The sequence below is a fragment of the Streptomyces mangrovisoli genome, from assembly GCF_000974985.2.
In the GTDB taxonomy this organism is placed as follows: domain Bacteria; phylum Actinomycetota; class Actinomycetes; order Streptomycetales; family Streptomycetaceae; genus Streptomyces; species Streptomyces mangrovisoli.
Genome location: NZ_LAVA02000001.1, coordinates 11,958 through 30,948 on the forward strand (window position 1 = coordinate 11,958; position 18,991 = coordinate 30,948).

18 protein-coding genes are annotated in these 18,991 nt (G+C 75.0%); 8 read left to right on the forward strand and 10 right to left on the reverse strand.

Features of this window, described 5'->3' with window-relative positions; genetic code table 11:
- Nucleotides 1-22: 22 nt before the first annotated feature.
- From WN71_RS00060 to WN71_RS00075, 4 genes are all read right to left on the reverse strand, one after another.
- Complete coding sequence (locus WN71_RS00060) at nucleotides 23-604, reverse strand: hypothetical protein (RefSeq protein WP_046591243.1); 582 nt, start codon at nucleotides 602-604, stop codon at nucleotides 23-25.
- A gap of 561 nt (nucleotides 605-1,165) precedes the next feature.
- Nucleotides 1,166-2,836: a PTS transporter subunit EIIC gene (locus tag WN71_RS00065; RefSeq protein WP_046591253.1), complete on the reverse strand. Its 1,671-nt coding sequence runs from the start codon at nucleotides 2,834-2,836 to the stop codon at nucleotides 1,166-1,168.
- 16 nt (nucleotides 2,837-2,852) lie between these two features.
- The gene (murQ, locus tag WN71_RS00070; protein WP_046591242.1) at nucleotides 2,853-3,788 is read right to left on the reverse strand and encodes an N-acetylmuramic acid 6-phosphate etherase; all 936 of its coding nucleotides are present in this window, start codon (nucleotides 3,786-3,788) and stop codon (nucleotides 2,853-2,855) included.
- A 97-nt stretch (nucleotides 3,789-3,885) separates the two neighbouring features.
- Nucleotides 3,886-4,821 (reverse strand): MurR/RpiR family transcriptional regulator, encoded by a 936-nt coding sequence (locus WN71_RS00075; protein ID WP_046591241.1) that lies wholly within the window; start codon nucleotides 4,819-4,821, stop codon nucleotides 3,886-3,888.
- A 55-nt stretch (nucleotides 4,822-4,876) separates the two neighbouring features.
- On the opposite strand from WN71_RS00075, the gene WN71_RS00080 reads away from it, so the two are divergent.
- The gene (locus WN71_RS00080) at nucleotides 4,877-5,257 is read left to right on the forward strand and encodes a hypothetical protein (RefSeq protein WP_046591240.1); all 381 of its coding nucleotides are present in this window, start codon (nucleotides 4,877-4,879) and stop codon (nucleotides 5,255-5,257) included.
- A gap of 11 nt (nucleotides 5,258-5,268) precedes the next feature.
- A complete protein-coding gene (locus tag WN71_RS00085) occupies nucleotides 5,269-5,532 on the forward strand; it encodes a DUF4031 domain-containing protein (RefSeq protein WP_046591239.1) in 264 nt (87 codons plus the stop codon).
- Nucleotides 5,533-5,835: 303 nt separating this feature from the next.
- Here WN71_RS00085 and WN71_RS00090 read toward each other — a convergent pair whose 3' ends face one another.
- Nucleotides 5,836-6,903: a GNAT family N-acetyltransferase gene (locus WN71_RS00090; protein WP_206299979.1), complete on the reverse strand. Its 1,068-nt coding sequence runs from the start codon at nucleotides 6,901-6,903 to the stop codon at nucleotides 5,836-5,838.
- A gap of 28 nt (nucleotides 6,904-6,931) precedes the next feature.
- On the reverse strand, nucleotides 6,932-7,576 hold the full coding sequence (locus tag WN71_RS00095) for an HD domain-containing protein (RefSeq protein ID WP_046591237.1): 645 nt from the start codon (nucleotides 7,574-7,576) through the stop codon (nucleotides 6,932-6,934).
- 46 nt (nucleotides 7,577-7,622) lie between these two features.
- Here WN71_RS00095 and WN71_RS00100 point away from each other — a divergent pair, with 46 nt between their 5' ends.
- Both WN71_RS00100 and WN71_RS00105 read left to right on the forward strand, forming a co-directional pair.
- A complete protein-coding gene (locus WN71_RS00100; protein WP_046591236.1) occupies nucleotides 7,623-8,288 on the forward strand; it encodes a maleylpyruvate isomerase family mycothiol-dependent enzyme in 666 nt (221 codons plus the stop codon).
- Nucleotides 8,289-8,394: 106 nt separating this feature from the next.
- Entirely contained in the window at nucleotides 8,395-9,093 is a 699-nt protein-coding gene (locus WN71_RS00105; RefSeq protein WP_046591235.1) for a copper homeostasis protein CutC, read from the forward strand.
- Between the two features lie 262 nt (nucleotides 9,094-9,355).
- Here the strand turns inward: WN71_RS00105 and WN71_RS00110 are convergent, their stop codons facing one another.
- Nucleotides 9,356-11,446, reverse strand: coding sequence for a HelD family protein (locus WN71_RS00110; protein WP_046591267.1), 2,091 nt, complete (start codon nucleotides 11,444-11,446; stop codon nucleotides 9,356-9,358).
- A 268-nt stretch (nucleotides 11,447-11,714) separates the two neighbouring features.
- On the opposite strand from WN71_RS00110, the gene WN71_RS00115 reads away from it, so the two are divergent.
- Nucleotides 11,715-11,894: a hypothetical protein gene (locus tag WN71_RS00115; RefSeq protein ID WP_206299980.1), complete on the forward strand. Its 180-nt coding sequence runs from the start codon at nucleotides 11,715-11,717 to the stop codon at nucleotides 11,892-11,894.
- 199 nt (nucleotides 11,895-12,093) lie between these two features.
- Here WN71_RS00115 and WN71_RS00120 read toward each other — a convergent pair whose 3' ends face one another.
- On the reverse strand, nucleotides 12,094-13,737 hold the full coding sequence (locus tag WN71_RS00120) for a DNA repair helicase XPB (RefSeq protein WP_046591310.1): 1,644 nt from the start codon (nucleotides 13,735-13,737) through the stop codon (nucleotides 12,094-12,096).
- Nucleotides 13,738-13,791: 54 nt separating this feature from the next.
- Nucleotides 13,792-16,326, reverse strand: a complete 2,535-nt coding sequence (locus tag WN71_RS00125) for a helicase C-terminal domain-containing protein (RefSeq protein ID WP_046591269.1) — start codon at nucleotides 16,324-16,326, stop codon at nucleotides 13,792-13,794.
- Between the two features lie 120 nt (nucleotides 16,327-16,446).
- On the opposite strand from WN71_RS00125, the gene WN71_RS00130 reads away from it, so the two are divergent.
- Both WN71_RS00130 and WN71_RS00135 read left to right on the forward strand, forming a co-directional pair.
- Nucleotides 16,447-17,466 carry a hypothetical protein gene (locus WN71_RS00130; protein ID WP_046591270.1) on the forward strand — a complete coding sequence of 340 codons (1,020 nt, stop codon included), beginning with the start codon at nucleotides 16,447-16,449 and terminating at the stop codon, nucleotides 17,464-17,466.
- Nucleotides 17,467-17,523: 57 nt separating this feature from the next.
- Nucleotides 17,524-18,171, forward strand: coding sequence for an HAD family hydrolase (locus WN71_RS00135; protein ID WP_046591271.1), 648 nt, complete (start codon nucleotides 17,524-17,526; stop codon nucleotides 18,169-18,171).
- On the opposite strand, the gene WN71_RS00140 is transcribed toward WN71_RS00135, so the two are convergent.
- The gene (locus WN71_RS00140) at nucleotides 18,144-18,398 is read right to left on the reverse strand and encodes a hypothetical protein (RefSeq protein ID WP_046591272.1); all 255 of its coding nucleotides are present in this window, start codon (nucleotides 18,396-18,398) and stop codon (nucleotides 18,144-18,146) included. The two genes, WN71_RS00135 and WN71_RS00140, sit on opposite strands and share 28 nt — an antisense overlap.
- A gap of 164 nt (nucleotides 18,399-18,562) precedes the next feature.
- Here WN71_RS00140 and WN71_RS43150 point away from each other — a divergent pair, with 164 nt between their 5' ends.
- Nucleotides 18,563-18,946, forward strand: coding sequence for a cold-shock protein (locus WN71_RS43150; protein WP_046591273.1), 384 nt, complete (start codon nucleotides 18,563-18,565; stop codon nucleotides 18,944-18,946).
- Nucleotides 18,947-18,991 lie beyond the last annotated feature (45 nt).

Here is an 18,991-nt window from a genome sequence, read left to right on the forward strand (position 1 = left end):
CGCCCGTGCCGCCCGTGCCGCGCTAGAGATTGCCCAGCGGCTCGATGTCCACCTTCACCGGGGTGCCCCACACCCGGAGCACCTCGTAGTCGGTGAACTCGTGGACCAGCCGGTAGGCCATCGCCGGGCGCGGGCCGCGGCGCTGTGCCGCGATGTACAGCTCCGCCTCCCTGCGGTCCCGGCGCGGGGTGCCGCACAGCTGCCACTCCTGCCCGTTCCACAGCTCCGGCAGCCAGCGCTGCTGGGGCTGTGGGCGGTCGGCGCGGACGCCGTAGCGGGAGGGCGCGGTGGCGGACTGCTCGCGTCCGCCCCGGGCGCCCTGGTAGCCGCCGCCCAGCTCGGCGCGGCGGGCGGCGCGGCGGCGGGTCTCGCACAGCAGGCAGCGGTCGGGGGCGCTCTCGTCCACGGGGCCGTTCGGGTGCTCGGCGCAGCGGGTCGTCGGGGCGGCCGTGGTGACGCTGTCCTGGAGCAGGTCCAGGGCGCGCCGCAGATCCGCGCCGACCTCGTGCAGGCGGGCGTCGGGCGTGTCGGCGGAGAGGGCCTCCCCGTGCTCCCCGAGCAGACGCAGGGCGCGCCCGAGAGCGGTCAACTGGGCGTGGTTCACGACGGTCGGCTCCTCGTCCTGGCGACACGGGATCCCTCCACGGTCGCACGTCGTGGCTCCGCCGGTGCGCTCGGGTGTGTGGGCCTGGGCCCCGTGACGAGTCCGCGGGTCCGCCGTGGCCGATCGCGCAGTTCCCCGCGCCCCCAGGTGGGGCGGGCCTTGTGGTTCGTGTGCCGGCCCGTCGTGGCCGATCGCGCAGTTCCCCGCGCCCCCGGGTGGGCTGCGCCCTGTGGTTCGTGTGCGGGGGGTGGCGGGTTGGTCGCGCAGTTCCCCGCGCCCCTGGGGGGTGGGGCCCGAGCCTCGTGGTTTGTGTGCGGTGGTGGTGGGTTGGTCGCGCAGTTCCTCGCGCCCCTGACCGGGCGACCCCGAGCCCCGTCCAGGGGCGCGGGGAACTGCGCGAGCGGCCACGATGTACCCGCGGGGTGACACGGGCCTGTGCCCCTTCAGGGGCGCGGGGAACTGCGCGATCAGGCACGACGTACCCGCAGGGTGATAGAGGGGCGCGGGGAACTGCGCGAGCGGACACGGCGTGCCCGTGGGGTGGTGCGGGCCCGTGCCCCGTCAGGGGGCGTCGTCGGGGGCGGGGCGGAACAGGGCGTACGTGGCGAGGAAGCCGACCGTGTAAGCCGTCAGCAGCCCGCCCCCGTAGATCGCCGAAGTGAGCACCGCGCCCCCGCTCCCCGCGAGCAGCGGGAACAGCGCGAGTCCCGACGGCCCGATCGCCGTCGCCCCGACCCGGTCCCCGAGCATCGCGAACACGCCGAGGAACGCCCCGCCCGCCGCCCCGCCCACGCAGGCCGTGAGGAAGGGGCGGCCGAGCGGCAGCGACACGCCGTAGATCAGCGGCTCGCCGACGCCGAGCAGCCCGGCGGGCAGCGCCGAGCGGATCGTCGTACGCACCGAGCGGTCGTGGCGCAGCCGTACGTACACCGCCGCCGCGGCCCCCACCTGCCCCGCGCCCGCCATCGCGAGGACGGGCAGCAGGACCGTGTAGCCCTGCTGCTCGATCAGCGTGGTGTGGATCGGGATCAGCGCCTGGTGCAGGCCCAGCATGACCAGCGGCAGGAACAGCCCGCCGAGCAGGAACCCCGCCACCGGCCCGGTGGTCGCGAGCAGCCAGCCGGCCGCCGTCCCGATGGCGTTCGATACCGCGCCGGCCGCCCACATCAGGCCGTAGAGCGTCGCGAGACCGGTGACCAGGACGGTGAGGGCCGGGGTGAGGAGCACGTCGAGGGTCTCCGGGACCCACCGCCGGCACCAGCGCTCCACCCGCACCCCCAGCAGCGCGGCCGCCAGCGCGCCCAGCACCCCGCCCTGCCCGGGGGCGAGCGCGGTGCCGAACACGGTCACCTTCGCCACCCCGGGGAAGACCACCACCGCGGCGACGGCGGCGCCGAGCACGGGCGTGCCGCCGAACTCCTGTGCCGCGAGGTAGCCGACGAACACCGCGATCAGCGCCATGAAGGCGGACGCGATCGCGGCCAGCGCGGGGGTGAGCCACGGCAGCAGACGGGCGTTGACCAGCAGCCCGTTCAGCCCGGCCAGGACCCCGCAGCCGACCAGGGCGGGGATCAGCGGCACGAAGACGTCGGCGATCCGGCGCAGCGCGGCCTTCAGGGGGGTGGCGTTGCGCCGCCGCTGCCGCTCGCGCAGCCGCGCACCGTCACGGGCCAGCCGGTCGGCGTAGGCGGCGCGACCGGAGGCGGGATCGGTGCCGGGGTCGGTGCCGGGACCGGAGCTGGGATCGGTGCCGGCACCGGAGCCTGGACCGGTGGCGGGCCCGGTGTCGGGGCCGGAGCTGGAACCGGTGTCGGGGTCGGGGCGGGGGCCGGGACCGGTCGCGGACCCGACACCGGGACCGGTCGCGGCCCCGGTGTCTGGTCCGGCGGGGAGACGGGCGCCGGGTTCCCGGTCGGGTCCGGCGGGGGGACCGGCGGCCGGTTGCCTGCCGGGTCCGGCGCCGGGGGGCCGGGCGGCGGCGGCGCCCGGGGCGGGGAAGTGGGCCGCGACCTTCGCCACCACGCCGGGTCCCAGCACGATCTGGTACGACTCCCCGTCCATGACGACGCCGAGCACGCCGGGAACCCCGCGCACGCCGTCGTCGTCGACGAGCGCGGGGTCGGCGAGGCGCAGCCGCAGCCGGGTCATGCAGTGGGTGACGGAGCGGACGTTCGCGGCGCCGCCGACCAGCGGGAGGAGCGCGGCGGCGGTGGCGGGGGCATCGGTAGGCACCCGCCGAGCGTGCGGCTCAGCCGCCCGCCGCCGCCAGCGCGGCACGCAGATGTCCGCCGGACTCCTCCAGAAGGCGGGCGGCCGTCGGGCCGTCCACCCCCGCCAGAATGGTGAGGATGGCGTCCTTGACCTCGCCCCCGGTGGCGGTCAGCGCCCGCTCGATCTCCTCGTCGGGCGCGCCCGTGGCGAGCGCGACGATACGGCGGGAGCGGGCGCGCAGCTTGTCGTTGGAGGCGCGCACGTCGACCATCAGGTTCCCGAAGGTCTTGCCCAGCCGGATCATCGTGATCGTCGAGATCATGTTGAGCACCAGCTTCTGCGCGGTGCCCGCCTTCAGCCGGGTGGAGCCGGTGAGCAGCTCCGGGCCGACGACGATCTCGATGCCGTGCTCGGCGGCCGCCGCGAGCGCGCTGCCCGCGTTGCAGGACAGGCCCACGGTCAGCGCGCCGAGCCTGCGGGCGTGCTCGACCGCGCCGATCGCGTACGGCGTGCGGCCCGAGGCGGAGACACCGACCACCGTGTCGTCGGCGGTCAGCCCGAGCGCCCCGAGGTCCTTCTCCGCCAGCTCCGCGGAGTCCTCGGCGCCCTCGACGGAGGTGACCATGGCGGGCGGGCCGCCCGCGATCAGGCCGACGACCTGGTCGGGCCGGGTGTTGAAGGTGGGCGGGCACTCGGAGGCGTCCAGCACGCCGAGCCGGCCCGCGGTGCCCGCGCCCGCGTACACCAGCCGTCCGCCGCGGGCCATGCGGGCGGCGACGGCGTCGATGGCGGCGGCGATCGCGGGCAGCCGCGCGGCGACGGCGGCGGGCACGGCGGTGTCCTCGCCGTTCATCAGCCGCGCGATCTCCAGGGTGGGCAGCCGGTCGATCCCGGCCAGCTCGGGCCGGAACGCTTCGGTGGTCAGGGACTCCAACTCGGCGCGCAGATCGCGGGGGTCGGACATCGAGGTCATCTACGGCGGCTCTTTTCCGTGGCGGGCCGGCGGGGGCGACGGCAGGCTGAGGCGGGGGGCGGCGGCAGGCTGACGTGGGGGGAGGGGAGGCGGTGGGCTAGCGGGTGGCGCGCGGGGTGTGACGGTGCGCCAGCGCCTCGTAGGAGGCGGCCAGGGCGGGCGCCGCCCGCTCGTACGTGCGCTGCGCCACGCCTATGAACAGGCAGTCGACGACGAGCAGTTGACTGGTCCGGGAGGACATCGCGGCCGGGCGCAGCTCGCTCTCCCGGGCCGTGGACGTGGTCAGCACATGGTCGGCGTACTGCGTCACCGGAGCGGCCGGGCGGCCGGTGATCGCCACCGTCGTCGCCCCGTGCTCGAACGCCACCCGCAGCGGTTCTATGACGTCGCCCGTCGACCCCGAGTGGGTGATGGCGATCGCCACGTCGCCGGCGCGCAGCTGGACCGCGTTGGTGACGGCGAGGTGCGGGTCGCCGTGCGCGTGGGCTATCAGCCCGATCCGCAGCAGCTTCTGCACCAGGTCCTGGGCGACCAGGCCGCTCGCGCCGACCCCGTAGACGTCGATGCGCCGGGCGCCCGCGGCGGCGGCGACCGCGGCGCCGAGCTGGACGGTGTCCAGGCCCGCCGCGGTGTCGGCGAGGGTCTGCTGCTCGTCGTAGGCGAGCTTCGTGACCACGTCGGCGATCGGGTCGTCGACCGCTATGTCGGTGGTCAGCGCGGGCGCGCGGCCGGACTGCTGCTGCGCGGCCAGCCCGGCGAGGGCGAGGCGCAGGTCGCGGTAGCCGGGGTAGCCGAGCAGGCGCGCGGTGCGCACCACCGTCGCCTCGCTGGTGCCGGTGAGTTCGGCGAGTCCGGTGACCGTGAGGGCCGCGCAGCCGGCCGGGTCGCCCGCGACGGCCTCGGCGACGCGCTGCATGGAACGGGTCATCGACGGGGCCAGGGTGCGCACCTTGGCCGCGAGGGCGGCGGGCGCGGGCGGCGCGCCGGCGGCTCCCCCCGTGGCTGCGAAAATTTCCTTCACGTCCTGGGTCACCTCTGAAAGATATTTTCGGCACGGTGTCCCGGTCAAGACCGCGCACAATGGGAGCATGCACCCCATCAGCCCCCTGGAACAGGCGTTGCACGCGGCCCGTGCCCTGGTCCTCGCCGACCTGGTCGCCGGCCGCGTCGCCGAGGCGGACGTGGTCTCGCTGGTCGAGGACTCCGTCGAGGAGCGCCGCTGGTGGGTCGAACAGTGGCCGGACGGTGCCGCGTTCGTGGCCGGCCTGGTCGCGCAGGACGTCCAGGACGCGCTCCTCGACCGGTACGGGCGCTGGCCGCTCTGCCCGGTCTGTGCCACCGGCGACCCGCACGCGCTGGACGTGGAACCCGAACTCGGCCCCGATCCGCACTGGGTGTGCCACCAGGCCGGGGTGCGGGTCGCCGCCCTCGGCTCGCTCGGCGCGGCGGGCACCGCGCCGGCCTCCTGACGGGTGCCGTCGTGACCGTCTACATCGATCCGCCGGACTGGCCCGGCCACGGCCGCTGGTGGTCGCACCTGATCAGCGATGTCTCGTACGCCGAACTGCACGCGTTCGCGGAGGGGTTGGGGGTGCCGGCGCGGGCCTTCGAGCGCGACCACTACGACATCCCGTCGCACCGGTACGCCGATGCGGTGGCTGCGGGGGCGGTCGCGGTGAGCAGCCGGGAGGTCGTCGGGCTGCTCCATGCGGCGGGCCTCCGGCGGCGCAAGCGGGCCGGCTAGCCGCCTGGCTCGGCGGGCCTCCCGGGAACCCCCTGCGGCCCTGCGGCCCCCTCCGCGCAGTTCCCCGCGCCCCTGGATGCCTGCGGCCCGGCGGGGGCTTGTCGCGCAGTTCCCCGCGCCCCTAGATCCTGCGGGCCGGTGGGGCCTGTTCGCGCAGTTCCTCGCGCCCCTGGATGCCTGCGGGCCGGTGGGGGCTTGTCGCGCAGTTCCCCGCGCCCCTTACGGGGCACGATCACCGAGGCGCCCCAAAGGGGCGCGGGGAACTGCGCGATCAGCCCCCACCGGGCCGCGGTGGAAGAACGGCTAGCCGCCGAGTTCGTAGCGGAGTTCGTCGCCGTCCGCGCCCGTGAGGACGAACCCCACCCGGGAAACCACCCGCTGCGACGGCACGTTGTCCCGCTCGATCGTGGCCAGCAGCGTACGGAGCCCGGGGCGAAGCAGCGCCCACTCCGCCAGCGCGGACAGCGCCTCCGTGGCGTACCCCCGCCCCCGCGCGGACACCGCGAGGTCGTAGCCGACCTCCGCGCACCCGCTCGCGTCCGGCGCCCCGTGGAAGCCGATCGCGCCCACCGCACGGTCGTCCTCCGTCCGGACGAGCACGAACATGCCCCACTCCTCCTGGTGCGCCCCCGCCTCGTACGCCTTCACGACCATCCCGGCGGCGTCCCGCGTGCCCTCGAAGGGCCCCGGCTCCGCCCAGTCGAACCCGCCGTCGCCGCCCGCCCTCAGCTCCCGCGCCGCGGCCGGCGTGACGCCTTCGAGCCGCAGCCGTCCGGCCGGCAGGACGATGTTGTTGCGCCAGCGCCACTCGGTGACCGGCGCCCGGCCGGGCAGGTCGCCCCGGCCGGTGGCCCACAGCAGGGTCGGCCAGGCGTCGGGACCGGGCTGCACATGCGGGAAGAGCGTGGCGAGCACGGCGTCCGCGAGCCGCTCCGGCGCCTCGTACGCGAGGCCGAGGCCCTCGGCGACGTCATGGGTGTGCAGCAGGACCTCGGCGACGCCCATCGCCGCGAAGCCGTCCCGGTTCGCGCTGCGGTACGGGTAGGGGTGGAAGGCGCGCACCGCGCGCGGCGTGGTGCGCACGGCGGCGGCCAGCAGCGTGCCGGTCGCCTCGACGACGCTCACCGCGCCCGCGTTGTCCGTGCCCTCGTCGAAGGTGATCTCGAAGGGCACGTAGTGGTCCTGCGGCCGTCCGGCCAACTGCCCGGCGTAGGCGATGAGATCGCTCGCGATGTGCTCCACCGCCTGCCGGCAGCTCCACTCCAGCCGGCCGGCCCGCGGGCCCGTCCAGTCCCGGTCCACGACCGTCCGCAGGAGTGCCGCGCAGCTCGCGACGGCCTCCTCCACCTGTTCCCCGCCCCATGCACGCATGAGGTGCAGCGTAGGCGGGCCCTCCCGCTCAGGTCGACAGCAATTCCAGCTCCGCGGCGATGTTCCAGCGGGCCGTCGCCTCCCACTCGGCGGCGCCGTACGGGGTCCTGAACAGCCGTGGCAGCGCCAGCAGTTGGCGTAGAACGTCGGAGCGTCCGGCGCGGAAGGCGTCGTCGGGCACGAAGCCGTACTCCTCCCGTACGGCGGCGGTGTAGGCGGCGTACGCCGTCGGCGGCGCGGCGAGGATCGCGAGGTCGGCGTCGCACAGCACCTGGCCGTCGCGGTCGTCGTCGGCCGGGTCGTGGGTGACGGTCAGCCGCACCAGCCGGGCGACCTCGGCGGTCGTGGCGTCGGGCACGCCCGCCTCCGGCAGGGCGCGCTCGGCCAGCCGCGCGGACCGCTCCTCGTTCTCCGAGCGGTCCGGCAGATAGACCGCGTCGTGGAACCACGCGGCGAGCCGTACGGCGTCCACGTCGTCGGCGTACTCCTCCAATACGTCGATGTGGTCCAGGACCGCGGTGAGATGGGTGAGCGTGTGATAGCGGCGCTGCGGCTCCTGCCAGCGGCGCAGCAGGTCGTCGGCGTATCGGAACGGATCGGGGTGGCAGGCGCCGTCGCGCGCCGGCAGGAGGGTGCGCAGCCACCGGGACCGCAGTGCTTCGGTATCCGCCATGGACGCATTCTCCCGCGCCGCCGCTTCCGGCCCTAGCGTGGGATGCATGACGACTGCCGAGACGCGTGATCCCGAACTGCCCGGACGGCTGCTCATCACCGAGCGGGACGCCCTGATCCCGCTGCTGCGGGCCCGGCCCGACGCCGACTTCGCCCGGGCGGCCCCCGCCTGCCCGGGATGGTCCGTACGCGATGTGCTGGCGCACTGCTCCGCGGTGCTGACGCGGGTGGCGGAGCGCAGGTTCGAGAAGGGCGTGTTCTCGCCCGAGTCCAACGACCGCGACATCGCCGAGCGCGCCGCATGGCCGAACGCGCGGGTCGTCGACGAACTGGAGCGGGGGATGACCGAGGCCGGACCGCTGATCGCCCGCGCGGGCGGGATCCTCGACCCGATCGCGCTGGGCGAGTGGGTGCACGCGGGCGACGTGCGCGCCGCCCTCGGCGAGCCGGGCGCGTACGGCGGCGCGGGGCTGCCGGACGCGCTGGCGCTGCTGGCCCGGGTCTCCGGCGAGCGCGGGCAGGCGCCGCTCCACGCCGACCTCGACGACCTGGACGAGCCGCTGCGGCTCGGCGAGGCGAGCGGCACCCGGCCGCCGGCCCGGTTCATCGGGGACGCGGCGACGCTCGTACGGCTGTACACGGGGCGCTCGCTCGACGGTGCCAAGTACGAGCTGGCCGGGGTCACGGAGGGCGAGTTGAACCTTTACGGGTGAACGGCCGAAACCCGAGGTGCGCGTGGGGTCGGGACGTGTGAGGCGCGGTGGCGCAGGCTAATCTTGGATTGGACTAGACCTGTAGCCGCCCGATGAATGGGGTCCCATGAGCAAGCGTGCAGTCCTGGAGGTGATCGCCCTCGACGTCGAGGACGCGGTGGCCGCCCAGGCCGGAGGCGCGGACCGCCTCGAGCTCGTCACCGACATGGCGGCCGACGGGCTCACCCCGCCGGCCGGGACCGTCGCCGCGATCCGGGCCGCCGTCGACATCGACCTCCGCGTGATGCTGCGGCTCACGGACGGCTTCGCGGCGGGGGCGGCCGACGACGTCGCGCGGCTCGTCGAGGCCGCCGGGCGGATGCGGGAGGCGGGCGCGGAGCAGTTCGTGCTGGGCTTCCTCGACGAGCACGGTGCGGTCGACCTGGACACGGTGGAGCGGGTGGTGGCGGCGCTCGACGGCTGCCGCTGGACGTTCCACCGGGCGATCGACCGGGCCGGCGACCGGGACGCCCTGCGCAAGCAGCTGGCGGATCTGCCGGGGCTGGACACCTACCTCACGGCGGGCGCGGCGGGGGGCGTGGACGAGGGTCTGCCGACCCTGCTGGCCGAGGCCGCCCGCGCCGACGAGCCCGGCTACGCGCAGCACCTCCTGGTCGGCGGCGGGCTGCGCCTGGACCATGTGGCGGCCCTGCGCGCGGCGGGCATCGACGGCTTCCACATCGGCGGGGCGGCGCGCCCTGCGGGCTGGGCCCGGCCGGTCTCCGCCGACGCGGTTTCGGCTTGGCGCCGGGCCCTGGACGGGTGACGGCGCCGTCCGTCGGCGGCCTTTTTGCGCAGTTCCCCGCGCCCCTGAATCCGTGCGTGCCTGGGTCCCTGCGGGCCGGTGGGGCTTGCTCGCGCAGTTCCCCGCGCCCCTTCCGGGGCGCCCCGGAAGGGGCGCGGGGAACTGCGCGACCAGCCACGACGGACCCGCGGACACATGACGGGCGCAGGCCCCACCCTTAGGGGCGCGGGGAACTGCGCGACCAGCCACGACGGTGCCGCAGACGGGCACAGAACCGGGCCTTCTACGGGGCGGCGAGCTCGAGCGGCAGCGGCGTCGCGTGGGTGATGATCAGGCCTGAGACGGCTCGAGTCAGGGAGACGTAGAGGCGGCGCAGGCCCGTGCGTTCGTCGGGTTCGCCGTCGACCACCGCCTGCGGCTCGTCCAGGACCACGTAGTCGTACTCCAGGCCCTTCGCGAGGGACGCCGGGACCAGGGTCAGACGGGTCTCGGCGGTCGTCTCCTCGCCGGGCGCCAGGTACGGGATGCCGGCCTCCGCGAGGGCGTCGGCCAGCTCCGGGACGCGGGCGTCGGCGGCGATCAGGCCGGTCGAGCCCTCGTTCGCGAGGAGTTCCGCGCAGGCCGCGACCACGTCCGCGGGGCCGGTGGCCGGGCGCACCTCGAAGAAGCCGGGGTTGTCGCGGATGGAGGCGACCGGGGTCAGGCCGGGGGCGATGTGCGGCAGCAGCCGGGAGGCGTACGTGATGACGTCCGTCGGCACGCGGAAACCGGCCGTCAGCTCCTCGACCACGCCGTCCGTCTTGCCCAGATGCGTGAGCGCCTCGTCCCAACTGCGCGTCGCCCAGGGCGTGGTGCCCTGCGCGAGGTCGCCGAGGACGGTCGCCGAACCGGTGGTGCAGCGCCGGCCCACCGCCCGGTACTGCATCGGCGACAGGTCCTGCGCCTCGTCGAGGACCACATGGCCGAGCGAGTGCGTGCGCTCCACCAGGTCCCGGGCCTCGTCGATCAGCACCGCGTCCGCGGGCGACCACTTCGCCGCCTTCACCGAGCGCACCGGCTTCGCCCACAGGATCGTCTTCTGCTCGTCCTCGTCGAGCACGCCCGCCGCGTGCTCCGCGAGGAACTCCGCGTCGGTGAGCAGCCGCAGCACCAGCTTCGCCGGGTCGACCGGCGGCCAGATCTGCTTCACCGCCGCCTTCACCGCGCCGTTGCGGGCCACCGCGTCCTGCACCCGGTCGTCGGGCGCCTCGCCCGCGCGCTCCATCTGCACCAGCACCGCGTGCGCGATCCGCTGCGGCAGCGCCTCGCGGGCGGCGCCGTAGCGGATGCCCCGCTCCCTGAGCTCGCGCACGATCTCCTCGATCTCGTACGCCGGCACCCGCCAGCGGCGCGATCCGCGCACCACCATCACGGGCTCGGTGGGCGGGGTGACGTGCGAGGCGACGGCCCGGCGCAGCACCTCCGCCATGCGCGCGTCGCCCTTCACGATCGCGGCGGGCGCCTCGTCCGCGCCGCGCACCTCCACGTGCGCCACGAGGTCGTCCACCGTCGCCTGGCGCACCGTCAGCTCGCCGAGCGCGGGCAGCACCTGCTCGATGTAGTGCAGGAAGGACCGGTTCGGCCCGATGACCAGGGTGCCGGTGCGGGCCAGCCGCTCGCGGTGGGCGTACAGCAGATACGCCACCCGGTGCAGGCCGACGGCCGTCTTCCCGGTGCCCGGGCCGCCCTGCACGCACACCGTGCCGCCCAGCCCGCTGCGGACGATCTCGTCCTGCTCGGGCTGGATGGTCGCCACGATGTCGCGCATCGGGCCGACGCGCGGCCGCTCGATCTCCTGCTGGAGCAGCTTGCTGGAGCGCGCGGCCTCCCCCGGGTCGGAGAGGTGCTCGTCCTCGTACGCCGTGATGTCGCCGCGGGTGTAGCCGAAGCGGCGGCGCAGCGCGATGTCCATCGCGTCCTTCTTGGACGCCCGGTAGAACGGCTGCGAGACCGGCGCGCGCCAGTCGATGACCATCGGGTCGCCGTCGTGGTCGTGGACGTGCCGGCGGCCGATGTAGAAGCGCTCCCCGTCCGCGCCCTCCGCCTGGTCGGCGCCCGGGGCGTGCAGGTAGTCGAGGCGGCCGAAGAACAGGGGGGTGTCGCTGAGGTCGGCCAGCGCCTTGATGCGTTCGTCGATCTGCCGGGCGAGGACCTCGGCGTTGACCCAGTTCGCGGTGACGTCGCGGATGTCGAGCGACTCGACGTCCTCGCGCATGGCGCGCAGCGCGGCGCGGGAGGAGGAGAGGTGCGCGCGCTCCCGGGAGAGCGGGTCGGTCAGCGGGTCCGTGCCGGGTTCGGAGAGGTCGCCGCGCGGGTCGTGGGCGGACGTGGACAAGGGGGTGCCTCCGGTCCTGCTGCGTGGGTGGCTGCTGCGGGAAAGCCGGCCGGTTTCCGTCCGGTCGGCGGCGCTCCGGTTCGGGAGGCGGGCAAGAGCGGAGATTCTAGGCCGGGAGCAGGGGTGCGGGCCAACCGTTTTCCGTCCCCTAGGGGACACACCCTCACTCCCGGCGGTGCGCGCTCCACCCGGAGGGGTACGCGGCACGGGCGGCGATTCGAACCACAGACCGATGCCGTTCTTATGCCGCAAAACGCACCATGGATACATGAGCGCAGCCACCATCCACCCAGCCCCGGCCCGCCCGTCCGGCGCCACGCCGGTCACCGGCGGCCACCCCCATCGCCTAGGCGACCTCCTGCGCGCCCTCAAGGTCTACGCGGGCGCCGCCTTCAGCGTCGTCGTCCTCGGCGAGTACGGCGAGGAGACCGGCGTCCGCCGCAAGTGACGTCGGCCCGCCCGACCCACCGGGGCTCCGCCCCGGGCCCCTCGACGGTCGGTGCGGCACCGTCGTGCTTGCTCGCGCAGTTCCCGCGCCCCTTTCGGGGCACGGTTGCCAAAGCGCCCCTGAAAGGGGCGCGGGGAACTGCGCGAATGGGCCCCACCCCGCCGCACCCGACGACGCGCCGCCCCCGCCGGGGACCCGCCTAGCCCTCCGCCAGGAGTTCGTCCGCGTCCATGATCCGGTACGCGTACCCCTGCTCGGCCAGGAACCGCTGGCGGTGCGCCGCGAAGTCCTGGTCGATCGTGTCGCGGGCGACCACCGAGTAGAAGTGCGCCTGGTGCCCGTCCGCCTTCGGGCGCAGCACCCGGCCGAGCCGCTGGGCCTCCTCCTGCCGGGACCCGAACGTGCCCGACACCTGGATGGCGACCGTGGCCTCCGGCAGGTCGATGGAGAAGTTCGCGACCTTCGAGACGACCAGCACGCTGATCTCGCCCTCCCGGAAGGCGTCGAAGAGCTTCTCGCGCTGCGCGTTGGACGTCTCGCCCTTGATCACCGGCGCGTTCAGATGCTCGCCCAGCTCGTCGAGCTGGTCGATGTACTGGCCGATGACGAGGATCTGCTGCCCCTTGAAGCGGCGCACGATCGCCTCGGTGACCTTCCGCTTGGTCGCGGTCGTCGCGCAGAAGCGGTACTTCTCCTCCGCCTCCGCGGTCGCGTACGCGAGCCGTTCGGAGTCGGTGAGGTTGACCCGCACCTCTACGCAGTCGGCGGGCGCGATGTAGCCCTGCGCCTCGATCTCCTTCCACGGCGCGTCGAACCGCTTCGGGCCGATCAGGGAGAACACGTCGGACTCGCGGCCGTCCTCGCGCACCAGCGTCGCGGTCAGCCCGAGCCGCCGCCGCGCCTGGAGGTCGGCGGTGAACTTGAAGACCGGGGCGGGCAGCAGGTGCACCTCGTCGTAGAGGATCAGGCCCCAGTCCCGGGAGTCGAACAGCTCCAGGTGCGGGTAGACGCCCTTCCGCCGGGTCGTCAGCACCTGGTAGGTGGCGATGGTGACCGGGCGGATCTCCTTGCGGGTGCCGCTGTACTCGCCGATCTCCTCCTCGGTCAGTGAGGTCCGCTTCACCAGCTCGTGCTTCCACTGCCGGGCGGAGACGGTGTTGGTGACGAGGATCAGCGTCGTCGACTTCGCCCGCGCCATCGACCCGGCGCCGACCAGCGTCTTGCCCGCGCCGCAGGGCAGCACCACGACCCCGCTGCCGCCGTGCCAGAAGTTCTCCACGGCCTGCTTCTGGTACGGCCTGAGCGCCCAGCCGTCCTCGTCCAGCTCGATGGGGTGCGCCTCGCCGTCGACGTATCCGGCGAGGTCCTCGGCCGGCCAGCCCAGCTTCAGGAGCGTCTGCTTGATCTGCCCGCGCTCGGAGGGGTGCACGGCGACCGTGTCGGGGTCGATGCGGTTGCCGACGAGCGGGGCGATCCGCTTGGAGCGCAGCACCTCCTCCAGGACCGGCCGGTCGGTGGTGGTCAGCACCAGGCCGTGCGCGGGGTGCTTGGAGAGCGTGAGGCGGCCGTAGCGGTCCATCGTCTCGGCGATGTCGACCAGTAGCGCGTGCGGCACGGGATAGCGGCTGAACTGCACCAGCGCGTCCACGACCTGCTCGGCGTCGTGGCCCGCGGCCCGCGCGTTCCACAGGCCGAGCGGGGTCACCCGGTAGGTGTGGATGTGCTCCGGCGCGCGCTCCAGCTCGGCGAACGGCGCGATGGCCCGGCGGCAGTCGTCGGCCTGCTCGTGGTCGACCTCCAGGAGCAGGGTCTTGTCGGACTGGACGATGAGAGGACCGTTCACGACGTGCATCCTTCCGCGCGGGCCAAACCTCCAGTGTGCCCTACCGCCCCGTGATCAGGTCTCGTCCTCCGCCAGCTCGGCCACCCCGGTGATCCGGTGCAGGGGGTAGGTCCGCACCTCGTCCGCGGTGTGGTCGTACGCCGTGACGAAACCGCCCTCGACGCGGACGGGGGCGATGACGCGCTGGCTGGCGGCGCCGTCGGCGTTGACGTACCCGATCCACAGGGCCTCGCCGGTGAGGACCGCCGCCTGCACGGTGGCGAGGGTCTCGGCGGCGGCGGTCCGGGGCAGTCCCCCGTCGGCGCCGCGGGCCGCCGCCGGCGCCTGCTTGCGCGGGGTGGTGGCGGCCAGGTCACCGGCCCGGATGGCCCGGATCGCGGCGGTGAGCAGGGTCGCGTCCGGCGCCGGAGGACCGTCCGGGACCGGCTCGGGCGCGGTGCGCGGCGGGGTGCGGTGGGCGTGCGCGCGGGTGATCACGACATCGCCCTCGGCGGACTCGGCGGCCGGCGCGTACCCCATCGCGCGCAGCCCCTCCAGCAGGGTCGCCGGGTCGCTCTGCGCGGCCAGCACGGTCGGCGCGAGCCGGCGCAGCCGCAGCACCGCCGCCCGCTTGTCGGCGAGGATCTCGCTGAGCATGGCGTCGTCGTCGCAGCGGACGTACGCCGAGGCCGCGCCCACCCGCAGATGGCCGTGCCGGCGGGCCACGTCGTCGATCAGGTACGCCAGCGGCTGCGGCACCGGGGTGCGGGCGTGCGCGGTGAGGAAGTCGTGCAGGTCGGAGGCGCTGCGCCCGGCGTCCAGGGCGCGGCGCACGGAGCCGGGCGTGAAGCGGTACACGGTCGCGCCGCCCTTGGACTCGACGTCCGCGAGCACGTCCAGCACGTCCGCGAGGGGCCGCTTCAGCGGTCCGGGCGCCACCGCGGTCAGGTCCGCCTGGAGCAGCACGTGGTCCAGCGGCTCCGGCAGCAGCGGCGCGAGCAGCCGGGCGGCCGCGGCGGCGGCGACTGCCTGCTCGGCGGGCCCGAGGGGTTCCGGGGGCGCGGCGGGGCGACGGTGGACGGGCAGCTTGTCGCCGGGCCCGGCCGCCCGCGGGTGGGGCTCGGGCACCGCCGGGGCGCCCAGCAGGGTCCTGCCGTGCGCCGACAGCGCGCCGCGGCCGGTGACGCCGAGCAGCTCCGCCTCCGACAGCGTCCAGCGGGCCAGCCGGGAGCGCAGGTCGTCCTCCTGCTGCGGGCCGCGCAACGGCCGCTCCCAGCGCAGCCGGCCGAGCACCGAGTCGGCGGCCGGGGAAGCGCCCTCCGGCAGGCCCGCGAGCAGGGTCAGCACCCGGTGGCGCACCTCGGGCGCGGCCGACCGGTCGAGGCCCGGGCCCAGCGCCTGGAGCGCGCGCTCCTTCGCGTCGCGCCCGCCGACCAGTCCGGCCGTGCGGGTGGCCGCCAGCCAGGCCAGCGCGAGCCGCGCCCAGCGGTCGGCCGGGGGCTGCTCCAGCCATTCGTCGTAGGCCGGGGTCGCGGCGTACCGCTCGTCGGCCTCGCCGTCGGAGGCCAGCAGCCCGGCGGCGTAGGCGAGTTCGACCCAGAACGCGGCGACGGGCTCGGGCACGTCGAGGGCGACGGCGGTCCGCTTGAGGTCCCGCACGCTCAGCCCGCCGGCCCGCAGGACGGCCGGGCCGCCCTCGTCCCAGTCCTTCAGCAGCTCCTCGACGGTCGCCAGCGCCGTGTACGCCTGCCCGGCCGCCGTACTGTCCACAACCTGTGGACCGTGCGTGGCGCCCGGCTCGACCGGCGGTGCCACCGGCTCCGGCGCGCGGTGCGCGCGCCCGCCGCGCAGATGCAGCGCGACCTCGCGGGGCAGGACGACCGTGCCCGGCGCGGTCGGCAGCAGCAGGCCCCGGTCGAGCAGCCAGCGTAGATGCGCGGCCGGTTCGGCGGTCACCTGCCCGTACGGCGGCCCCCACACCAGCCGGGCCAGCACCGCGTGCGCCTCCTCGGGCGCCTCGGCCAGCAGCGCGGCCAGCCGCACCCGGTCGGAGAACAGGGCGGTCAGCGCGGCGGCCGCGGAGACCGCGTCGTGCGTCGAGGGCAGTCCGGCCGTCGCCACGATCTCCTGCACCCGCCCCGGCGACATGCCCGCGGTGGCCTCCCGCACGGCGGGGCCCAGGCCGGTGGGGGAGGGGTGCTGCGGGGAGGGCGCGAGCAGTTCGCGCGCGGTGCGCACCAGGCGCAGCCGGTCGTCCCCGCCCCACACCAACGCCTGTTCGCGCAGCGAGCCGAGGGCCCGCGGCAGCGCCCCGGCCACGACCGGGTCGCCGTCGTCCCCGGCCAGCAGGCCGAGCAGTTCGTCGTACGACGCCGGGTCCGCGGCCACCGCCAGCGCCTCCGCCGTCTGGAGCGCGAACCGGTCAAGACGCTCCAGCGCCCGCACCACCGACGCCCGCGTGCCCGCCCGGGTGGCGAGCTGCGTCAGATCGGTCGGCACCGGCGTGATGAGGTCGGGGCGGCTGCGCAGGAGCGCGGCGAGGGAGGCGTCGTCGCGTCCGCGAAGCGACTCCGCCAGGGAGCGGGGGGCTGACTGGGCCTCGGTGCTCATCTGACCCACGGTAGCGGGTACGGGCGACGGGGGTTGTGCCCCCGATCGGGCTGATCGGTGATGGGTTGCGCTACCTTCTCCCCCACGGGGTCCACCAACGCACCTGCCCCGGAGGGGACTTTGGGGATCGAGAGCGACCAGGTCGTCTACGAGTACCTGAGCCGGGTCGGCGATGTCGCGCACCAGCGCCAACTGCCGTCGGCGACTCGGATGCGCCTGGTCTCCGAACTGCGCAACGAGATCGACCGGCGGCGCGCCAAGGCGCCCGTGGACAGCCCCGCCGCCGTCCGCCGCATCATCGACCACCTCGGCAGCCCGGACGAGGTCGTCGCGGCCGCGGGCGGCACCGCCCCGGCGGGCGTGCCGCAGCCGCCGGCGCCCGCGGTGCCGGCGCAGCGCGACGCGGGGGCCGACGACGACGCCGGGAGCGGCCGGCGGCCGCGCGGGCTGCGGCGGATCGTGCCGGGACCCCGGGACCGCGACGACCCGCCGCCCGCCGCCGGGGCGGCCCCGCCGCATCTTGCCGGTCCGGACGAGATCGGCACCTCGGCGGTGCGGCCGGACTGGTGGCGCGGTGAGCGGGACCTGCTCGCGGGGGGCGACTCCGTGCCCGGCTTCGTGGGCGGCGTGGAGATCCCCGACCTCCTGAAGCCGCCGCCGAAGGAGCCGGCGGAGCCGACGGAGCCCAAGGCGCAGCCCGGCGCGGACGGCGGCGCGAAGGCCGCCGGGACGCCTGGTGCGGCGGACCCGCCCGCCGCCGTTCCCGCCGCGCGTCGGCGGTGGGTCCCCGTGCTGCGCCCCGGTCGCTGGTCCAACCCGCTGCTGCTGCTCGCCGCGGCGCTGCTGGTCGGCGGCGCCGCGCTGGGCAACTGGTTCGCGCTGCTGCTCGGCTGGCTCATCGCCTACGGGTCACGCCGGCTCAGCCCGAACGAGTCGAAGTGGGCCGTGATCGGTATGCCCGCGGTGGCGCTGGCCGCGGGGGTGGGGTGGCTCTGGGGCCGGCAGACCGGTCGCTGGGGCAGTCCAATCGTGGCGGGCCACATGAGCGACGCGATCAGCCAGACCTGGCCGTGGGTGGTCCGCGGCGCGGCTCTGGCCTCGGCCGCGTTCCTCCTCTGGCGCTCCCAACGCCACCGCTGACGCCCGCGGGGAACTGCGCGATCAGGCCCCGCCGACCCGCAGGGGACAATGGTGGGCATGGATGCTCCCCCGAAGCCGCCCGCAGGGCCCGTCGTCGGGTTCGATCTCGACATGACCCTCATAGACTCCCGGCCGGGAATCCGCGCCGCCTACGTGGAGCTCTCCGCCCGCACGGGGACGTACGTCGACGCCGATCTGGTGGTCACCCGGCTGGGGCCGCCGCTCACGGAGGAACTCGCGAACTGGTTCCCCGAGGAGCGCGTACCGGCCATCGCGGAGCTGTACCGGCAGGAGATCTATCCGTCCTTCGCCGTCACCGGGACCGCCGCGACGGCCGGCGCGCGCGAGGCGGTCGACGCCGTGCACGCGGCCGGCGGGCAGGTCGTCGTCGTCACCGCCAAGCACGAGCCCAACGCCAAGCTCCACCTGACCCACCTGGGCATCGAGGCCGACGCGGTGATCGGCGACCTGTGGGCGGAGCAGAAGGCGGTGGCGCTGCGCGAGCACGGCGCGCAGATCTACGTCGGCGACCACGTCGGCGACGTGCGCGGCGCCCGCGCGGCCGGGGCGCTGTCGGTGGCGGTGGCGACCGGTCCGTGCGACGCGGACGAGCTGCGCGCCGCGGGCGCGGACGTGGTCCTCGAGGATCTCACCCGCTTTCCCGCCTGGCTGTCCGGCTACCGCGGCACCGCCCCCCGCGCTTGACGCCGTCCGGCGGCGATCGAGCGCAGCACGCCCGCGCCCGCGATGAGGAAGCCGATGCCCATGAACATGCTCAGCCCGTACATGTAAGTCGGAAAAGCCTTCGCACCGAAGAACAGCGGGGCCATCGTGACGGTTGTGGCGATGGCGCCGAGGAAGAAGACGATGGCTCCGGCACGGATCAGTCCGTCACCGGCCACGGCGGAATTCGTTTGGGTTTTGTCACGCACCGGACCAGGGTAGTTCCCAGCGCGAAGGAACAACCCGGCGACGTCTTGTCAGCGGCCCGGGGACCATTAGCCTTGGTACAGGCGGGTCGGCGTCGACCCGCTCGAGTGCTGTCAAGAGCCGTTTCCGAAGCAGTTTTCCGACGAGTACGAGGACGAGGACAGACGTGCCCACCGGCAAAGTCAAGTGGTTCAACAGCGAGAAGGGCTTCGGCTTCCTCTCCCGCGACGACGGCGGTGACGTCTTCGTCCATTCCTCGGTCCTGCCCGCCGGAGTCGACTCCCTGAAGCCGGGGCAGCGCGTGGAATTCGGCGTGGTCGCCGGTCAACGCGGCGACCAGGCTCTTTCGGTGGTGATCCTCGACCCGACCCCGTCGGTCGCGGCCGCGCAGCGCAAGAAGCCCGACGAACTCGCCTCGATCGTGCAGGATCTGACGACCCTGCTGGAGAACATCACGCCGTCGCTCGAAGGCGGCCGCTACCCCGACAAGCTCGCCGGCAAGAAGATCGCGGGCCTGCTCCGCGCGGTCGCCGACCAGCTGGACGTCTAGAACTCCCGGCCGGCACCCCCGGCCAGAACTCCCGGCCGGCACCCC

Excerpts from the sequence above, each read along its gene's own strand:
- WN71_RS00135 (WP_046591271.1), top strand. The coding sequence starts at position 17,524 with ATGGATGCTCCCCCGAAGCCGCCCGCAGGGCCCGTCGTCGGGTTCGAT.
- WN71_RS00095 (WP_046591237.1), bottom strand. The coding sequence starts at position 7,576 with ATGGCGGATACCGAAGCACTGCGGTCCCGGTGGCTGCGCACCCTCCTG.
- WN71_RS00080 (WP_046591240.1), top strand. The coding sequence starts at position 4,877 with ATGCACCCCATCAGCCCCCTGGAACAGGCGTTGCACGCGGCCCGTGCC.
- WN71_RS00115 (WP_206299980.1), top strand. The coding sequence starts at position 11,715 with ATGAGCGCAGCCACCATCCACCCAGCCCCGGCCCGCCCGTCCGGCGCC.
- WN71_RS00105 (WP_046591235.1), top strand. The coding sequence starts at position 8,395 with ATGAGCAAGCGTGCAGTCCTGGAGGTGATCGCCCTCGACGTCGAGGAC.
- WN71_RS00090 (WP_206299979.1), bottom strand. The coding sequence starts at position 6,903 with ATGCGTGCATGGGGCGGGGAACAGGTGGAGGAGGCCGTCGCGAGCTGC.
- murQ (WP_046591242.1), bottom strand. The coding sequence starts at position 3,788 with ATGACCTCGATGTCCGACCCCCGCGATCTGCGCGCCGAGTTGGAGTCC.
- WN71_RS00125 (WP_046591269.1), bottom strand. The coding sequence starts at position 16,326 with ATGAGCACCGAGGCCCAGTCAGCCCCCCGCTCCCTGGCGGAGTCGCTT.
- WN71_RS00100 (WP_046591236.1), top strand. The coding sequence starts at position 7,623 with ATGACGACTGCCGAGACGCGTGATCCCGAACTGCCCGGACGGCTGCTC.